Genomic DNA, 16,207 nt, shown 5'->3' on the forward strand with positions numbered 1-16,207 from the left:
AGATCGGCGCCGAACTCGGCGTCTCCCAGATGCAGGTCTCCCGCCTCCTCAACCGCACCCTGGCCAGGCTCCGCACCGGCATGCTGGCCTGACACATCGCACGACTCATTGACCACGCCTGTCATGTGCGTCTGCGAACCATGGGCATGAGTACCGAAGAATCGGGCAGCCCGTAAGGCTCCAGGTTCCGACGGGACGAAGGAGCGAAATGTGGCTGCTGACCGAGATCATTCGGACGCCGAACTGCTGACCACCATGAGCATCGAACAAAGCTGGCACTTCGACGGCACTTTGAGTGATGTGAGCGAAGCCCGCGGCTGGGCTTCTGACTTCCTCTACGGCCTCAGCCGGATGTATCCGCCGGCAACTCCGGATGCGCACGACGACGTACTGCTCGTCGTCACCGAACTGGCCTCCAACGCGTTCGCGTTTGCTCCCGGCCCCTTCACTCTCACTTTGCGGACCACCATGACCGGGACGGTGCACGTCGCCCTGACCGACACCAACGCAGCGGCGCCCCGGCCCCGGCCCGTTGACCTCACCGGCTGCGGTGGGCTGGGCTGGCATCTCATCAGCGCGCTGGCCGAGCAGACCATCATCGTTCCGGAGACTTACGGCAAGACGGTGCACGCTTTCCTGCCGTGGTGATCGGAGAGGGCTTGCCGCCTTGCTGGAGTCCTGGCTTCCCGGTGCCCAAGACGACACCGGGAAGGCTTCTGACCTCGTGATCGAGTACGACGTACAGCCCCGAGACGATCGTTGGGTACGCAGACCGGTCGGAGTCGGCTGGTGTCGGACACGCTGGAAGTGCCCGCCCCTGTAGTTGGTTCCGACAGGACGCCCGGTTCCGCGTTCAACCGGGTTGTAGAGGCTTCGTGCGGAGTCGCTGGGGCCCCATCCGGATGTCTTGCCTTGTGGAGGGGTGCCAGGCTGAATAGTGGGTGTCGGCGGCCTTCCTGCTGCCTGGCGAACGGGAGGGGGATACGTGCCGAGCATGCCGGACGGCTCCGACTCGCGGTCCCGTGACAATCGACGTGCCCACCTGCTGGTGGTATGCGTGGGCTGCCTCGCACTGGTGGCCGTGCTCGTCGGTGGCGTGAGCCTGGTGGTCCATCAGGTAATCAAGGGGCCCGCGTTTCCCTACCGGGTAGCGTTCTCGCAGGTCGGCAAAGCGTGCGACGCGGACGGGGATGCGAAGGTCAAAGGCCTTTTTCTCGACCGGAAAACGGGCGAAGTTCTCTACTGCGAGCGCGTTCCGGGGTTCGGCGGCGTCCCCGCTGGATCAGGTGGGAAGTTCTCCGGTCCGGAGGCCGTCCGGGTGGTGGCGCTGGCGGAGTCCCTGGCGTCCAAGGACGGTCTGAGCGAGGCAGACCAACGCGCTGTCGAGCGGCTGGCCAATGAGATAGGCCAGGAACACGGTTATGAGCCACCAACGCTCGCGGAGCGTATGACCGGAGCAGTCGGCCCCTACGGTCTCGGCCTGGGGCTGGTTCTGTTCATCGCCCTTGGTCTCTGGGCGCACTATACGGAGGCTTCGTAGCCAGCCGGGGTCCTGGACCGTAGTTCTTGAGCTTGATGAGCCGCTCTGAGTTGCGTAGCGGCCGGTTTATCTGGTGTCAGACGGTGTTCGTGGTCCCCTGGGACGAGTGGTGCTGGGCCTCGAATTCTTCGGGTGGGAGGTAGTCGAGGGCGGAGTGCAGGCGTTCGGTGTTGTACCGGCCGACCCACTGGACGACCACTCGTTCGACCTGGTCAGCGCCGCGCCACGGGTCGTTGCGCTCGATCGGTTCGGCTTCGAAGGACAGATGGCCGGCCTGTCCGCCACCGCACCGGTCAACGACCTGGTGCTGGGGGCGAAGATGCGCTGGCGCGTCGAACACGACTAGATGAATGAGTCCAAGGGCTCGTAGCCGTAGGTCGCCAGCGAGCAGTGGCACATGGTGCTGCCGTTCTTGCCGGGCTCGCGACGCCTGGCACCGCACCTGGCTGCGTTGACGCCGGTCGTCAATGCTCCGTACAGGAGTCGTGTTGGACACCGCGGAGGGTTCTACGCGCGTCGGAATCAACGGCGGCATATCGGAAGACACCAGTCGCAACCAACGCAGTTGGAGCAAGGGCCACAACCCTTGAGCAGGGGGCGCAATACGCCCTGAGGCAGGAGAGAATTCCGGCCGTACCATCCAAAAAAAGATCAAGAGGAAACATTCGTGCGACCAAGACTCTTCGGCGCGACCGCCTCCGTGGCCGCACTCGGACTACTGGGCTCCCTCATCACCGCCTGCGGCTTGTCCGGGAGCGGCGACGGCAAGACGACGCTGCGCCTGGTGGCTGCCGAGTACGGCAACAGCCCGGCGACCAGCTCCAAGGCGTACTGGGACAAACTGACCGCCGCCTTCACCGCCACCCACCCCGGCAAGAAGGTCGAGGTGACGCTCTACCCGTGGGCCGACGTCGACCGCGAGGTCACCCGCATGGTCAAGGAGGACAATGCCCCGGACGTGGCCCTGATGGGCGCGTACTCCGACTTCGCCGCGCAGGGCCGCCTCTACGCCGCCAGTGAGCTGCTGTCGATCGGGGCGGAGGCGAACTTCCTGCCGCCGCTCGTGGAGGCGGGTTCGGTCGGCAACACCCTCTACGGCTTGCCCTTCGTAGCCAGCAGCCGGCTGCTCTTCTGCAACGAGGAACTGTTCGACGAGGCCGGAGCGAGACCGCCGAAGACCTGGTCGGACCTGAAGGACGCGGCCGAGGCGCTGAAGGAGGCGGGCGTGCTCTACCCGTACGCTCTGCCGCTCGGCCCCGAGGAGGCGCACGCCGAAGCCCTGATCTGGGAACTGAGCAACGGCGGGGGGTACGCCGACAGCAGCGGCGGCTACAGCATCGCTTCCGAGCAGAACACGGAGACGTTCCGCTGGATCAAGGACAACCTGGTCGAGCCCGGCCTGACCGGCCCGGTCCCGCCGGCCGAGCTCAACCGGCAGGACGCCTTCGCCGCCTTCCTGCGCGGTGAGGTCGGCATGGTCAACGGCTACCCCTCGCTCCTCCACGAGGCGAGGGCGAAGGGCATGAGGGTCGGCACCCTGAGCATGCCGGTGTCGGACACGCTGGGTGACGGGAGGATCCCGCCGTCGGCGGGCGTCGCGGACTGGATGATGGCCTTCAAGCACGACGGCAATCGCGAACTGGTGGGCTCGTTCCTGGAGTTCGTCTACGAGGACAAGAACCTCAGCGAGTTCGCCGGGCGCTACCACCTGTTGCCCTCGACGGTGTCCGCGACCGAGGCATCCGAGGATGCGGCGGCGGATCCCAGCGGTGAGCAGTTCCTGACCGCACTGCGCGGTGCCGAGCTCTACCCGGTCAACGAACCGTCCTGGCTGCAGGTCAGCAACACCATCAAGCGGAACATCGGCAAGGCCGTCGCGCCGTCCGCCGACCCGAAGGCCGTACTGGAGGACATCGCCCAGCAGGCCCGGGACATAACGGAGCAGAGGTAGGGGGCTTCGGGACCTGTGGAGCCGACCTCCTGCCCCGTCGCCGGTTCTCCCCTTTTCCTGGTTCTTCCGTTTTCCTCTTTCTTCCGCTTCCCGCCGGTGTCCCACCCGGACGCGGCAACCGGGCCGCACGGCGTCGACCGGACGCCCGGCTCCTCGCCCGCGAAGGGCCCGCAAAGTGCGCGGGGCGACGCCCCGGCCACCAGCCCGTACGAGACGGCACGGCACGCCCGGCCGGTAGCGCGCGGCGCTCGGAAGGAGGGCCCGGCGTGCTGGACGAGGGCCTCGGGTATCAGCTGCGGTACAACGAAAGGCCGCGAACGACGCCCGGGAACAGAACGAGCGCAACGTCCTGCTGTCTCCGACCCGGGTCACTCGAGGAGTCCGTGATCGCGGGCGTAAATGGCGGCGTGAGTGCGGTCGCGCAGGCGGAGTCGGGTGAGGATGCGGGAGATGTGGTTCTTGACCGTGCCTTCGCTGAGGAAGAGGTGAGAGGCGATCTCGCGGTTGGTCGATCCAGTCGCGATCAGGCGCAGCACATCGGTTTCGCGGTCGGTGAGGGCTTGGAGACCGGGCTCCGGGCTGGTGAGGGCGGCGGCCGGGGCCGGGGGGCGAAGGCCGGGTGCCGGTGTGTCCGAGGGCAGCGGGCTGGACAGGCGGGCGGCCAGACGCCGGGTCACCGAGGCGTCGAGCTGGGCCACACCGGCATGTGCCAGGCGTACGGCGGACGCGAGTTCGGCGGAGGGCAGATTCTTGAGCAGGTAGCCGACGGCTCCGGCGGCCAGGGCCTGAGCCACGTATTCATCGTCGTCGAAGGTCGTCAGCATGACCACTCGGCAGGTGGGTATGCGCCTGCTCAGTTCGGCGACGGCGGTGACCCCGTCCATGACGGGCATCCGGACGTCCATGAGAATGACGTCGGGACGGTGGGCGATGGCGGCTTCGACTGCCTGCCTGCCGTTGGATACCGCACCGACGACGGTGACGCCGGGCTGGATGCCGAGCAGGGAGGCGATGCCCTCTCGGACCAGCTCCTGGTCGTCCACAACCAGCACCCGTACGGAGTGGGTGTCGCGGGCGCTGCCGGCGCTTGTCGTCATCAGGCCGTCTCCAGTGCGGACGCGGGGACGCGTGGCACCGTGACGGTGACCACCGTGCCACAGCCCGGTGCCGTGTCGACTTCGACGCGTCCTCCGAGCAGGTCGAGTCGTTCGCGCATCGCGCGCAAGCCGAATCCCCCCTGGCCGTCGGCGCTCTGCCGTGGGGCGGCCACGCCGTGGTGCGTGAGGGCGTCATCCGGGAAACCGCGCCCGTCATCGGTGACGACGAGCCGGGCTTCATGGTCGCCGTATACCGCAGACAGCGTGACGTGGGTGGCGTGCGCATGCCGATGGGCGTTGGTCAGTCCCTCCTGGGCAGCCCGGTACAGCGCCGTGAGTGTTTCGACGTGGTAACCGTGCTCGTTGCCGGCCACGTCGAGCGTCACGTGCGGCGGTCCGCCGTCGAGGTGACGCACCAGATCCGCGAGCGCGGAGGACAGCGAGAAGGGTTCCTCCTCGTCGCGCAGTGCCCGCACCGACTGACGGACTTCTTCGAGCGCCCGGCCCGCGGACCAACGGGCGTCTACGATCGCCTGCTGCGCGATGCCGGCGTCCAGATCCCGGAAGGCGGACGCCTTTTCCAGCTGGATGGCGATCGCCGTCAGATGGTGCCCCAGCCCGTCGTGGAACTCGCGGGCGAGCCGGTTGCGTTCCCGTTCGGCAGAGAGCCGTGCGACCCGCGCGGCATAGTCGGACAACCGGGCGTGCGAATCGCGCAGCTCACCCAGTGTGTGCTCCAGCCGCGCCCGCCCCTCCTGTTCCGCCACGGCGATCGTCGCCATCGATACCGCCAGTACGAGTCCGAGGCCGGACATCAGCAGGTCCGTGACAACACCCGGCTTCAAGTACCAGCCGGGAACCCACAGGGTGTTCCCGGCCAGGATCACCCCGACGCACGCCCCGCTCAGGGCGACACTGACCCGGCGGCCGAACGCGAAGAACGCGGTGAAGGGCACCAGTACGAACAGGGCTCGCGTAACCCCGGACTCGTCCAGGAAACCGGCCGCGGCGAACAGCAGGAGGCGCGCCACAAGCAGGGCGAGGGCCGGGCGGACCGGTGTCCGCACCGGGTGGCGGCGCCGTTCCACGAGGTCGAGGACGACGAGAAGCAGCAGACACGCGGTGAAACTGCCGAGCCGGGCCCGGTCGACCGGGCCGCCCGCCACCACACCGGCGTAGAGGCCGCCGGTCAGGACGGCGGTGTGGACCAGGGGAGGCACCCATGCCATGGGACGCGGGGTTCCGGTCGGCTGGGCCGGCACGACAGTCATTCGACGCCTCTCGTCCGGCTGCGATGTGCACCGCACGATACCGGCGCGCTCCGGCAGGGCAGGGCGCACCGCACCAGATGGTGACGGACATTGGCCAAAGGTCATGTGCCGTTCAGCCAGCTGTGGCATGGGCCGGCCGGGCACCTGCCAACGATGTGGCCACTCGGCATCTTCGCCCCGGCGCCCCCGCGTTCCTAGTCTCGCATCGCCGGGCACAGACCCCCGGCGCCGATCCGGTCGAACCGCAAAGACAGGAATGCCCCTGATGAGAATCACCCGTCCACGTGTCGCTGGTGTCGCGGTTGCGCTGGCAGCACTGCTCGCCCCTACGGCCGCGAGTGCGGCACACGAGTCCGCCTCCCCCGCTGCCGCATCGGCCTGCACGGTGGACGTTCCCGGTGCGGAACATGCGGTCGGCTCCTGCCTGGCCGACCTGACTACGGCAGGCACCATTGTCTCCGGCCACACCGACCCGGCCGACTGGGCCGGGCTCGAAGCACCCGGCACCGTCAACCCCTCGGGCGTCAAGGGAGTCCAGCTCGACGGCTACTTCCCCGACTCCTCAACCACCAACACCAACCATGGCTGGGACCACGACAGCCAGTTCGTGATCCGGCTGCCCGACAAGTGGAACGGTGGACTGGTCGTCACCGGACCGCCCGGCGTGCGCGAGCAGTACGCCAACGACCGTCTGATCGCGGACCATGCGCTCGCCCGGGGCTTCGCGTACGCGGCCACCGACAAGGGCAACACCGGCGCGCAGATATACAAGGACGGCAGACGACCCGGCGACGCCATCGCGGAATGGCATGCCCGTGTGGCCGAACTGACCGTGGCCGCCCAGCGGACAGCCGCGCGTCACTACGGCCGCAAGCCTGCGAGAACCTACATGGCAGGCGCGTCGGCAGGCGGCTATCTAGTGCGATGGCAGCTGGAGAACCACCCGCGGCTGTACACGGGCGGCGTCGAACTGCACGGTCTGCTGTTCACTGCCGACCAGCCCAATATCCTGGCCACGGCGCCCGCCGCACTGCGCGCCTACCCGCGATACCGCGCCGGAGAGCCGGGCGCCCGGGACGCCATGTACGCCGCCGGGTATCCGGCTGGGTCCGAGCCGCTGTGGGACTTTCATTACCGCAACCAGTGGGACTCGCTCCAGCGCATCGTGCGCGAGGAGGTCGACCCACGGTACGACGGTGACAAGGAGGCCGGAACTCCGTTCTGCCCGCAGGGCACCCAGAAAGGGTGCGACACCGATTACGTCTACGCCGACCGCCCGGCCGGCGTACACAAGGTGGTCAAGAACCTGTCACTGACGGGGAGGATCAAGCGACCGCTCATCAGCCTCCAGGGCACATTGGATGTGCTCCTGCCGATCTCCAGGAGTGGTGACGTCTACGCGAAAATGGTGGCTGACACCCGCCACGGTGATATGCACCGCTACTACCGGGTCACCGGCGGAACGCACTCCGACGGCCTGTACGCGGCCCATCCCGAGCTGATCCGGCCGATGTCCCCGTGCCTCAGAACGGCATTCGACGTACTCACGGCCTGGACCGGGCAAGGCACCACCCCGCCCCCGAGCCACACCCTGCCCGCGCCCCCGGCCGGAAGCGACACCGTCGGTACGTGCTCGCTGCGGCCCACCGTCGGCTGACCGCTCGACCCTGAGCCGCCGGTCTCCTCCCGACGCCGGCTGTACGCGCGACCCGACGACCGGGAAAGCGGCTCCTGCTCCTCGCTCGATTCCCGTATCTCTTCACCGCGGTCCCCAAGTGGCCCGGCACCGTGGTGGAGAGATGCGAGTGGAGACCGGAGGACGGCGCTGGTCGCTGAGTGCGCGACTCATCACCCGAAGTCGCCGAGCGCACTACCAAGAAAAAGCCTGTGGGGTGACCCGGCGCGGCGAAACGCCGGTGCCAGTGGGCAGGACGGGCAAGACAGAACAGACCACTGGTCGGCCGGAGCCGAACAGCATGCGAGTCGTGTAGGGGGCGCCTGGCGCTCCACAAGGTCGCGGTGGTGGCGTACGCCGTCCATGACACACCTGAGGCACCACGCGGTACGTGATGCCTCAGGTGGCTTACGGCTTACGGCAGGGGTGATGTGTGCGTGAGACCGGGGTCAGACGCGCACGGTGAGCCACGCACCGAGGCCGCCGCATCCGGTCGCGTCGTAGGTGGTGCTCCGGTAGCCCGCCGGGATGGGGGAGTAGGGGCACGTCCAGATGCCGTTGCGGACGAGCTGGTGGTACCAGGCGCCGACGCCGTCACAACCGTTCTTGATGTAGTTGGTGATGACGTATCCGGCCACGACCGGGGAGCCCCCGCAGGTCCAGATGCCGTCACGGGCGAGCTTGTGCTGCCAGGAGCCGATGCCGTCGCAACCGCTCCTGATGTAGCCGGTGATGACATACCCGGCCACGATGGGGGAGTACGTGCACGTCCATATGCCGTCACGGGCCGGCTCGTGCAGCCAGGATCCTGAACCGTTGCAACCGCTGCGATTGAACGCGGTGATGACGTAACCGGGAGGGACGGCGGTGCCCGGGCAGGTCCACCCGCCTGCCGTGGCCCCCGCGGATCCGGCCTCGGCGGCGCCCGCTGTGCTGGTGGCCGTGCCGGTGAAGACGGCCGCGAGCATCGCGACCGCTCCGACCATCGCGGCGAGCCTGCTGCGGAGGAACGACATCGTCGTACGGCTCTGAAGGCGACGCGATTGACTGTTCAATTCACACCCGTCCTGTGGACATGCCGGTGTATTCCCTCTCGACGGCCGAGAGCACCTGGCAGTGGATCAGAAGGCACCCTAGTCGGCTCAGATGGCGAAAAATGCGGCTGTCGAAAACCAGCAACTACCTTGTCCTGAATCAGATATGAGAGACCGTCAGCAGAGCATGGCCCGGCCGCCGCGAAGCCGCCACGGAGTGGATCGCGCTCTCGGCCGACCGGTGGTGTCCCGGTGACCGCGTACGCCTCGAGGCCCTGCGTCGCGACCGCCATGGAATTCCCGCCTCCGGCCGCAGCGTGCCGGCCCACCACGCACAGCACCGGACGCGGCCTCCTGCCGCCGGCCAGAACCAGAGCGCGCAGCATCTCAGTGACCTCAGACGGCGTGTGCTGGACCGCAGCCCCAGCGATGGCCCGGCAGGTGGCGGGCAGGACATCCCGTCGGTGGGTCCGGCGAAGGAGTTGCTTCCAGCGTTTGTGGTCGGTGAGGGTGGGCTCGACGGTGACGCGTCGGGAGGAGCGCTGGTGGCGGAGGCCGGCTCGCAGCTCGGCGGCGGTGGAATTGTTCGTGGCCACAGCGGCGCGGTGTTCCCAGCGACCGCGGTTGCGGCCCCGCTGCTCCTGGGCACTGCCCAGCGGGGTCACCCGGCGGCACGGGCTACTGCGTTGGGGGTGCTCGACGAGGCTTTGTCGTGCTGTCCGCATGCCGGGTACACGCGGGTGGCGACCCCTGACGGCACAGCGGGTCCCCTCTGCTGTGCCCTCGCCCACCCTCTGCGAGACCGCACCGATTTCCTTGCCGGGCTGGGCAAGAGGAGCAGGTCACTGAACCTCCACCCACTTGAAGCCGCAGGTCACAGGGATGGTGTGATCCGTGCTCGGGGTGCTCACGCTGGTCGTGGGCGGCAGTCTGCGCGGTAGACCGTCCGGTTTCGGCGGAGGCGGCTGCTGGACGATCGGGGCGTTTCAGTACGGTTCCTCTATGGAGGATCAGCGCCATCAGGATGGGGCCGGTGTCCAGCTGGGCAGCGGGCAGGCCGCCGTACCCGACTCCGCCATGATCGAGGGGGCTGCGCCGGAGATGACCGTGTTCGCCTGCGCTGTCTGTGGCGCTGCGCTGACGGGGCCGCTGCAGCGTCTGCCGGCAGTGCCCGAGGCTCCCTGCTACGCATGGTGGGAGGCGGAGGACATGGGGCCATCGCCGGCCACTGTGCCGTCGGGCTGCTACGCGATCGAGACGGAACCGTACGGCCCGCCTCTCGTCGTTGCCGAGGCACCCGGCCCTGTGATGCCGCGCCACGGGGCTCACTACGACATCGACGGGCAGCCGCTGGTCTCCCGGGGACCGCGAGGCAATATCGTCATGAACCCGGATGACTGCCGTGGGCTGACGACGCGGCACGCCTCCGCCGCATGCTGCGGGGCGACTCCCGATGGGGGACTGAATCAGGTCTGCGCCTGCGGAGCACTGGTCGCGACCCTCTGCTCCGACTGCTGCCTGCCGTATGAGCTGCACCTCTCACCCGACCACGTCCGGGCCCTGCCGTCCCGCTCACCCGGTTCCGGCCTGACGGCGTGAGCCCGCGCGCTGCGACTCGAGCCAGGACCGTATCTCGCCGGCAAGCCATCCGTCAGCGGTCGGTTTGCCGGTTCTCACTCCGTGTGGCCGGGCGGTCTTCTGCGATCCGGCGCGTACTGGATCCCGGGCTGCTGGAACGGATCACCGCGCACCGCGCGGAGCTGGACGAACGCGAAGAACAGCCGGCCAAGCAACTGGCGGAGGTGCGGGCCGAGCGGGACGAGCTCGCTGTCGCCGAACGGGTCCTTGAGCGGACAGCGAACAGCCTGCTGACGAGCGCGCCTCGGCCGCGCCGATGCCCGGGCAGGTGGGCGGGCAGGCGAAGTGCGGGGGGTGGACGTCAGCGTGCGGGCCGAGCCGGAACCATTGCGCGGGAAGCTGGTCAGGCTGGCCGACCGTGGCTGGCTGCGGAAACGGCCCGACGGCCGGTTCACCACCCGCCCGTGACCTGGGACACCGCGGCCCGCGGCGGTGCGGCTCGGGGGTAACCGGGTGATCGCCGGCGGCCGTGGGAATGGTGTGACGAAAACCGGAGAACGCACCGAGGCCACCTCCCCGCTCGTCCACCAGTGCCGTCTGCCGCTGTCCACGCACACCGTCAACCACCTCGCCGCACTCCTGCGGCGCCACCTGAAGGCGATTCGGTACCGGTGGCGGATCCTGCCGCCCGGGAAGACCGCGGTGATCGTCCTGGCTGTGCTGCGTCACGACCAGCGCCTGGCCGACACGGTCCGGGGCTCGCCGGTGTATCCGTGGGGGGCGGATGTGCATACACACGATGCCGTGCTCAACGACGTCACCGCGTGCCGGGCGCCCGGCATCCGTGGCGGCGTCGGGAGAAGACCGGCCCTTCTGCGTGGCGAGTGCCGCGCCGACGGGACGACTCGTACTCACCCCGCGCAGGTGTCCGGCGTAGGCCCGAAAGGCCGCTCCGGAGCACGGTGGGCACCGGGTGACGCAGCCCTTGCCGGTCGATGCCCGCCGGCCGCCCCCGTACGGGCCCTGGAGGCCGCAGGAGAAGCAGACCCGGGCCCGGCCTACCAGGGCGCCCTCCGGTGGGCGGACGGCTTACGGGCGTCGGCGGGACGACGTCGAGCGCGGCACCGATCACGACTCCTGGACCGGCTCGGGAATCGTTCCCCGGGATCCTGCGTGACCTCTTGATGTGCAGTCGGCTGGTGGAGGAGACCGGATGAGGACGCGGACGATGGTGAGGGTGGCGGTATCGGCCTGTGTGACGCTGGTGGCGTGCGCGTGCGGTCCGGAGAAAACGAAGGAGGACGCGGACGCGAAGTCTTCGCAGCCGTCCGCGTCCACGCGGGCGCAAGAGCCCTCGGCCACGCCGTCCGTGTCCGCTCGGACCGAGAAGCCGTCGGCCGCCCCGACCGGTAACCAGCCCGCGCCCAGGACGAAGGAGCGCGCGATCCAGAGGTACGAGCAGTACCTCCGCGCCCTCGGCCGTGAGGACATCGACACGGTCTGCGAAGTGGCCGGTCCCGGGGCGAAGAAGGCACAGGACATGGGATTCGGTCCGTGCACGTCGACGTACGTCGTGGTGTTCCAGATGATCTCACCCGCGCAGAAGAAGGCCCTGCAAACCGCGACGGTCGATCCGCAGCGCATCGCCGTGCGCACCCCCGACAAGATCGAGATGCCGCTCGAAGCGGTCAGGGCCTCCGCCACTTTCTCCGAGAGCGACCTCGGCAGCTACACCCTGGAGTACCTCGAGAACGATTACTACATCACCGACGGAACATGACGCGTCGTACGCGGAGCCGCCTGGCGGTGTGAGAGGTCTTCAGGACGGCAGTGGGTGAAGCCGCTTGCCTGGCAGTGACGAACCGCAGTCAAGGTGCTCCTGGCCTGGGTGTCTACCGGTCCAGGTGCAGATCGGACCGGCGCTTCCACTGACCGGGTGTGGCGTTTTCTCATTGTCGTACAAACGGTCTCTCCTACCTGCTCGGCCGGATCGCCGTCGGCGCCCCGATCCCCGCCGAGGAAGCCGTCGAGCGTCCTTCCCCCTGCCGCGCCACCTGCTGTTCCCACAGGACCTGGCTCTGGCCAGCTCAGCCGCAGTCCGCGGCATCGCGGTGTATACCAGCCACGACGACCTGATCCAGCTACGGCACCCTCACCCGCCGCCTGAGGGTGGTCGACACTCTGTTCGCCCCTCTCGCGCCCGACTGAGGCCGCCAACGGGCGGGTAGCAAGTCGATTGCCGACACGCTACGAAGAGGGTGAGAGTGTGAGGAACGAAACGGAACACGGCATCGGTACGACGCGGCTGAGGAGGCGATGGGCGGCGCTGGCCGGCACAGCGATTCTGGCCTTGATGACGACGCCCGGCCCTGCCGGTGCGGCGACGCACGCCAGTGAGCAGGCCCTGGCCAAACCGTGCGGGTACTCCGAGTCCGGAGGCTTCGCCTGGTACAACCACTGCACCACAGACGGATCGCGTATCCAGATTCGGCTCGACGCTGTCGGAGGTATCGACACGAACAGGTGCGTCGGCCCCGGCGAGACCCGCCTGGGCTGGGCCTTCGAGTACCGCAACGCCTGGTATACCGGCAGGCTGTGCAGTTCATGACGCACGGTGGGTCCCGGTGAGCAACTGATGGCCGGTGTCCACCGCGCCCAGTGAGAACCGACCAGCAGCGGGGAGAGAACCCCGGCACGTACGGGGCTGCACCGAAGGGGTGCTGAACCGTTGCGTGTACGCACCTCGTCCCGGACATCGCCGCCGCGCGGCGCCGCCCCGGGCCTGCGCCGCGCGGGTCGTCCTGCGCCGTTCCGCGTCCGCTCGAACCAACGAACGAACCGAGGCCGGCCCGCCGGCGGCAAACCGGTGGGCCGGACACGTGCGGTTACTCGCTCAGGTGAGCCAGCTGCCCGGTGCGCATGCGGAGGCCGTCACCCACCTGTGGGAGCCGATCCGGTTGTCCACGACGCTGCCGTCGGTGAAGCGGTTGTCGGTCAGGTTGTCCGCGTACAGCTCGTACGGCGAAAGGCAGGTGTAACCGCCCAGGTGGCCGGGGCTGACGTAGAAGGCGACGACGTCCAAGCCGCCGACGGTGCCGTTGTTCATGACCGAACTCGTGTCGTAGTAGGCGGAGTAGCCGAATCCGCCCGTGGTGTCGCCCCAGTGGGAGTCATTCTCCTGGGACTGGCCGAGCAGGACGCCGCCGCAGTCGGGGTGCTGCCAGGCGCGGACGTTCCCGTCCCGGCCGTAGGCCGCCCACTTCCCCTCGCAGCCGGGTCCCTGAGCCGCTGCCTGGGCCGACGTGGCGGGGGCGACGAGGCCGAGGGCCGTCAGACCGAGAACTGCGATGGCTGTGCCTAACTTGCGCATGACTGTCTCCTGTTTGTCTTTGTCGGCTTTGTCTTTTTCTGCGTCGTTGAAGGCGCACTGATCCACGGCAGGTAACCGCGGACGACTGTGGTGGTGGTCAGGCGCGAGGCCCGGCGATCTTCATGGCGCGTGCGAGAGCCTTGTGCTGCAGCCGGGCATGCGTGTCGAGGACCTCGCCGTACCGGCCGCGCAGCTTGTTGACGTAGTGGGTCTCGCGCCGGTTGCCGATGGACCTCAGCGAGGTGTCCCGGGCGCAGGCGGCATCGGCGACCGCGAGCTTCCGCTCGGCGTCGAACGCCTTGTCCGGAGCGGTGTTCAGGGCCTGCTGGAGCGCTGCCCGGCGGGCCGCGCCGGGTTCCTTGTAGGGGTGGCCGGCCCGTCCCATACATCGCGACCAGGCCCTCATCGCCGTGGTGAACCGCTGGTCGGCCATCAGCTGGGGGACATAGAGGGGTTGGAGGTTCCCGGCGGTCTTCTCCGCCCGGAACCACGTCTCCGAGTCGCCGTACAGCTGCTTCTCGGCCTCGGCCGTGCAGCCCCCCACGCGTTTGCGGATCGTCGCGCCGCCCGGGACCTCCGCCGAGATCACGGGCGCGTCGAGTCCGCCGTCCAGCGTCTCGTCGTACGCGGCCCGTCGCTTCGCGGAGAGCGCCTTGCGGTAGGCCAGGTTGGGGTTGGTGCGCCGCGCACGGTCCTGCTTGGCCTGGATACGGCTGCCGTAGCCGTGTTCACGCGCCCAGTCCACGTCGTCCGATACGTAGCCGAGCGTTCGGCTCTCCTCCAGGCTCAGCCGCTCCGTCTCCCAAAACCGGAAGCCCCGCCGCGTCATACAGGTGCCGATCAGCACCTGCTGGGCGTCCGAGATCCGCAGCTTCTCGGCGTCGGTCAGCGGCCGCACCTGGACGGCCGCCCCGGCCGCACGGGGCTCCGGGCCCCGGCTGCCACCGCATCCTGCCACGGTGAGAGTCACGAGAATCACGACTGACGCACGGCGTACGGCGTGAGCAATGCTGTACATGACAATCCACCCCCCGATGGAGCTACGGCCGGTGTCGGACAAGGGCGACGGCATCACGATGGCGCACGGAGTTCCGGCGGGCCACGGAGAGAACTACGTATGGACAACGGGGAGAGGTGCCAGCACATGTCCGAGCGTGACGACTCGACCTTGCTCGACCTTGCCGTACACGTACTTGAGACCCGGCGGCCGGAGGCGGTGTGGCCCTTGGTGGCGGAGGAACTCGCCCGCGTGCTCGACGGAGCCGCTGTGATCTCGAAGGACCAGGAATGGACCGAGGACTCAGGGCGCGTCACCGTCTGGCGGCCAGGTCTGCCACAACAGCGCACCGTGACGCGGCAGGACACTGCCCGGTGCGTACGCACCGGCTACCCCTTCGCCGGGCACTACGCCACGGCGCCCGGCCTTGCACCCGCCTCCGCGGCGCAAATCGTCGGCGTCAAGCAGTGGGCCGGCAGCGAAACCGCCAGCGTGCTACGGGAAGCGTTCGGCACCCGCCACATGCTCGGACTCCCTCTGAAGAACCGGGACTCAGGGCTGCACGGATTCGTCATTCACCGAGACGGCCAGGATTTCCGTACGCCCGAAACCGCGTACGCCACACGAGCGCAACGACTGCTGACCGCAGCTGCCGCGCACAGCGCTCTCCTCGAAAGCCTCACGCCACTCGACGGCCCTGCTGGAGCCGCCGCCCACGACATTGGACTGACACCACGTCAGGTGGTGGTGCTCCACCTGCTCGGGGCGGGACTGTCGGCTCACTCCATCGCACGCCGTCTCTCGATCTCGGAGCGCACGGTGCACAAGCACCTGCAGAACCTCTGCCGGAGGCTGGACGTCAACGATCGACTCAGCGCCGTACGGCGTGCGGAAGGGTACGGCCTCCTGAAGGGCGTCCCGCAGTGACCCCTGTACGAACGCCAACCCCCGCAATTCCCTGGCACGGTCAGCCCGACACGGGGGAGAGGATCGCCGTGCCGTCCTCCCGGGTCCCTCCGATCTCGTCATCGATCCTTACGTACGGCTGGGTCAGCAGGGTGTCCAGGTGGTTCGTCACAGAAAGAACTTGGACGTCCTGTCCTCTGACGCGCAGGAAGGTGCCCGGGCCCCCGCCGCGTACCGGATTCCCGTAGGTGAAGCCGATGACGAGCGCGTGCGCGTACGGGGTGCCGTAGTCGGCGGGGTGCTCGGACTCGGCGGCGCGGCAGCCGGTGGGCAGCGGCTCGACCCAGCGGCTGTAGGTGCGCGAGCGATTGTCCTGTACCGCCAGGAGTTCCGGTGCATCCGGCGGTACGGCGCCGAGGTCCCGCTCGGCGCGGCCTTGATCCCGAGGCCGTGGGGGAGGTCGTGCGGACCCGGTGCCCGGTGGGGTGGTGCCGGTGCCCCGCCTGTGCCTGCCGCCCTCGAGCAGCTCCTTCGTCCCGAACCGGGCGTTCGCGCTGTCGGCCGCGACCCACTTGCCGCCCCGCCGGTCCCACCGGGGCAGGGTCCCTGTCGTGGCGCCGGTGCGGGGCGTGACGGCGCTGATCGGCTGACTGCCCCCGCCGGTGTCGGCCGGCCGGTCCGGCAGCGGCGGACCGCTGTCGTCCGGGGCCGGGGCCAACAGGACGGCGGTGAGCGCGACACCGGCACGTACGAAGGTCACGGCAACCACCGGAAGAAGGAGGGCGGTT

Annotated in this window: 16 protein-coding genes; 9 read left to right on the forward strand and 7 right to left on the reverse strand. The window is 68.8% G+C overall.

The genetic code is table 11. The annotated features are described in order from the left end of the window. From ACWDZ4_RS13305 to ACWDZ4_RS13315, 3 genes are all read left to right on the forward strand, one after another. Positions 1 to 92: sigma factor-like helix-turn-helix DNA-binding protein (locus ACWDZ4_RS13305; protein ID WP_451508667.1), on the forward strand; the 92-nt coding region annotated here is incomplete at its 5' end. Between the two features lie 118 nt (positions 93 to 210). Further along, positions 211 to 648: an ATP-binding protein gene (locus ACWDZ4_RS13310; RefSeq protein ID WP_451508509.1), complete on the forward strand. Its 438-nt coding sequence runs from the start codon at positions 211 to 213 to the stop codon at positions 646 to 648. 427 nt (positions 649 to 1,075) lie between these two features. Beyond that, the gene (locus ACWDZ4_RS13315; protein ID WP_451508510.1) at positions 1,076 to 1,540 is read left to right on the forward strand and encodes a hypothetical protein; all 465 of its coding nucleotides are present in this window, start codon (positions 1,076 to 1,078) and stop codon (positions 1,538 to 1,540) included. A gap of 76 nt (positions 1,541 to 1,616) precedes the next feature. Here the strand turns inward: ACWDZ4_RS13315 and ACWDZ4_RS13320 are convergent, their stop codons facing one another. Then, positions 1,617 to 2,180, reverse strand: a complete 564-nt coding sequence (locus ACWDZ4_RS13320; protein ID WP_451508511.1) for an integrase core domain-containing protein — start codon at positions 2,178 to 2,180, stop codon at positions 1,617 to 1,619. A gap of 27 nt (positions 2,181 to 2,207) precedes the next feature. Between ACWDZ4_RS13320 and ACWDZ4_RS13325 the strand changes: the two genes are divergently transcribed. Next, entirely contained in the window at positions 2,208 to 3,491 is a 1,284-nt protein-coding gene (locus ACWDZ4_RS13325) for an extracellular solute-binding protein (RefSeq protein WP_451508512.1), read from the forward strand. Between the two features lie 368 nt (positions 3,492 to 3,859). Here ACWDZ4_RS13325 and ACWDZ4_RS13330 read toward each other — a convergent pair whose 3' ends face one another. Both ACWDZ4_RS13330 and ACWDZ4_RS13335 read right to left on the reverse strand, forming a co-directional pair. Then, entirely contained in the window at positions 3,860 to 4,588 is a 729-nt protein-coding gene (locus ACWDZ4_RS13330; RefSeq protein ID WP_451508513.1) for a response regulator, read from the reverse strand. Continuing rightward, positions 4,588 to 5,817: a sensor histidine kinase gene (locus ACWDZ4_RS13335; protein ID WP_451508514.1), complete on the reverse strand. Its 1,230-nt coding sequence runs from the start codon at positions 5,815 to 5,817 to the stop codon at positions 4,588 to 4,590. Before ACWDZ4_RS13335 ends, ACWDZ4_RS13330 begins: the two co-directional genes overlap by 1 nt. 307 nt (positions 5,818 to 6,124) lie before the next feature. On the opposite strand from ACWDZ4_RS13335, the gene ACWDZ4_RS13340 reads away from it, so the two are divergent. Next, positions 6,125 to 7,516, forward strand: a complete 1,392-nt coding sequence (locus ACWDZ4_RS13340) for a tannase/feruloyl esterase family alpha/beta hydrolase (protein WP_451508515.1) — start codon at positions 6,125 to 6,127, stop codon at positions 7,514 to 7,516. A gap of 467 nt (positions 7,517 to 7,983) precedes the next feature. Here the strand turns inward: ACWDZ4_RS13340 and ACWDZ4_RS13345 are convergent, their stop codons facing one another. Then, entirely contained in the window at positions 7,984 to 8,550 is a 567-nt protein-coding gene (locus ACWDZ4_RS13345) for a hypothetical protein (protein ID WP_451508516.1), read from the reverse strand. Between the two features lie 912 nt (positions 8,551 to 9,462). Here ACWDZ4_RS13345 and ACWDZ4_RS13350 point away from each other — a divergent pair. The 3 genes from ACWDZ4_RS13350 to ACWDZ4_RS13360 all read left to right on the forward strand — a co-directional run bounded on the left by ACWDZ4_RS13350 (position 9,463) and on the right by ACWDZ4_RS13360 (position 12,754). Then, entirely contained in the window at positions 9,463 to 10,167 is a 705-nt protein-coding gene (locus ACWDZ4_RS13350; protein WP_451508517.1) for a hypothetical protein, read from the forward strand. Between the two features lie 1,192 nt (positions 10,168 to 11,359). Further along, a complete protein-coding gene (locus ACWDZ4_RS13355; protein WP_451508518.1) occupies positions 11,360 to 11,926 on the forward strand; it encodes a hypothetical protein in 567 nt (188 codons plus the stop codon). Between the two features lie 486 nt (positions 11,927 to 12,412). Beyond that, the gene (locus tag ACWDZ4_RS13360; RefSeq protein WP_451508519.1) at positions 12,413 to 12,754 is read left to right on the forward strand and encodes a DUF6355 family natural product biosynthesis protein; all 342 of its coding nucleotides are present in this window, start codon (positions 12,413 to 12,415) and stop codon (positions 12,752 to 12,754) included. A 285-nt stretch (positions 12,755 to 13,039) separates the two neighbouring features. On the opposite strand, the gene ACWDZ4_RS13365 is transcribed toward ACWDZ4_RS13360, so the two are convergent. Together ACWDZ4_RS13365 and ACWDZ4_RS13370 are read right to left on the reverse strand one after the other, a co-directional pair. Beyond that, the gene (locus ACWDZ4_RS13365) at positions 13,040 to 13,516 is read right to left on the reverse strand and encodes a hypothetical protein (protein ID WP_451508520.1); all 477 of its coding nucleotides are present in this window, start codon (positions 13,514 to 13,516) and stop codon (positions 13,040 to 13,042) included. Positions 13,517 to 13,613: 97 nt separating this feature from the next. Further along, the gene (locus ACWDZ4_RS13370; protein WP_451508521.1) at positions 13,614 to 14,534 is read right to left on the reverse strand and encodes a hypothetical protein; all 921 of its coding nucleotides are present in this window, start codon (positions 14,532 to 14,534) and stop codon (positions 13,614 to 13,616) included. 126 nt (positions 14,535 to 14,660) lie between these two features. Between ACWDZ4_RS13370 and ACWDZ4_RS13375 the strand changes: the two genes are divergently transcribed. Further along, positions 14,661 to 15,440, forward strand: coding sequence for a response regulator transcription factor (locus ACWDZ4_RS13375; protein ID WP_451508522.1), 780 nt, complete (start codon positions 14,661 to 14,663; stop codon positions 15,438 to 15,440). A gap of 40 nt (positions 15,441 to 15,480) precedes the next feature. Here the strand turns inward: ACWDZ4_RS13375 and ACWDZ4_RS13380 are convergent, their stop codons facing one another. Further along, positions 15,481 to 16,179, reverse strand: a complete 699-nt coding sequence (locus ACWDZ4_RS13380) for a hypothetical protein (protein WP_451508523.1) — start codon at positions 16,177 to 16,179, stop codon at positions 15,481 to 15,483. Positions 16,180 to 16,207: the final 28 nt, after the last annotated feature.

The organism is Streptomyces sp. NPDC003016 (assembly GCF_053591455.1).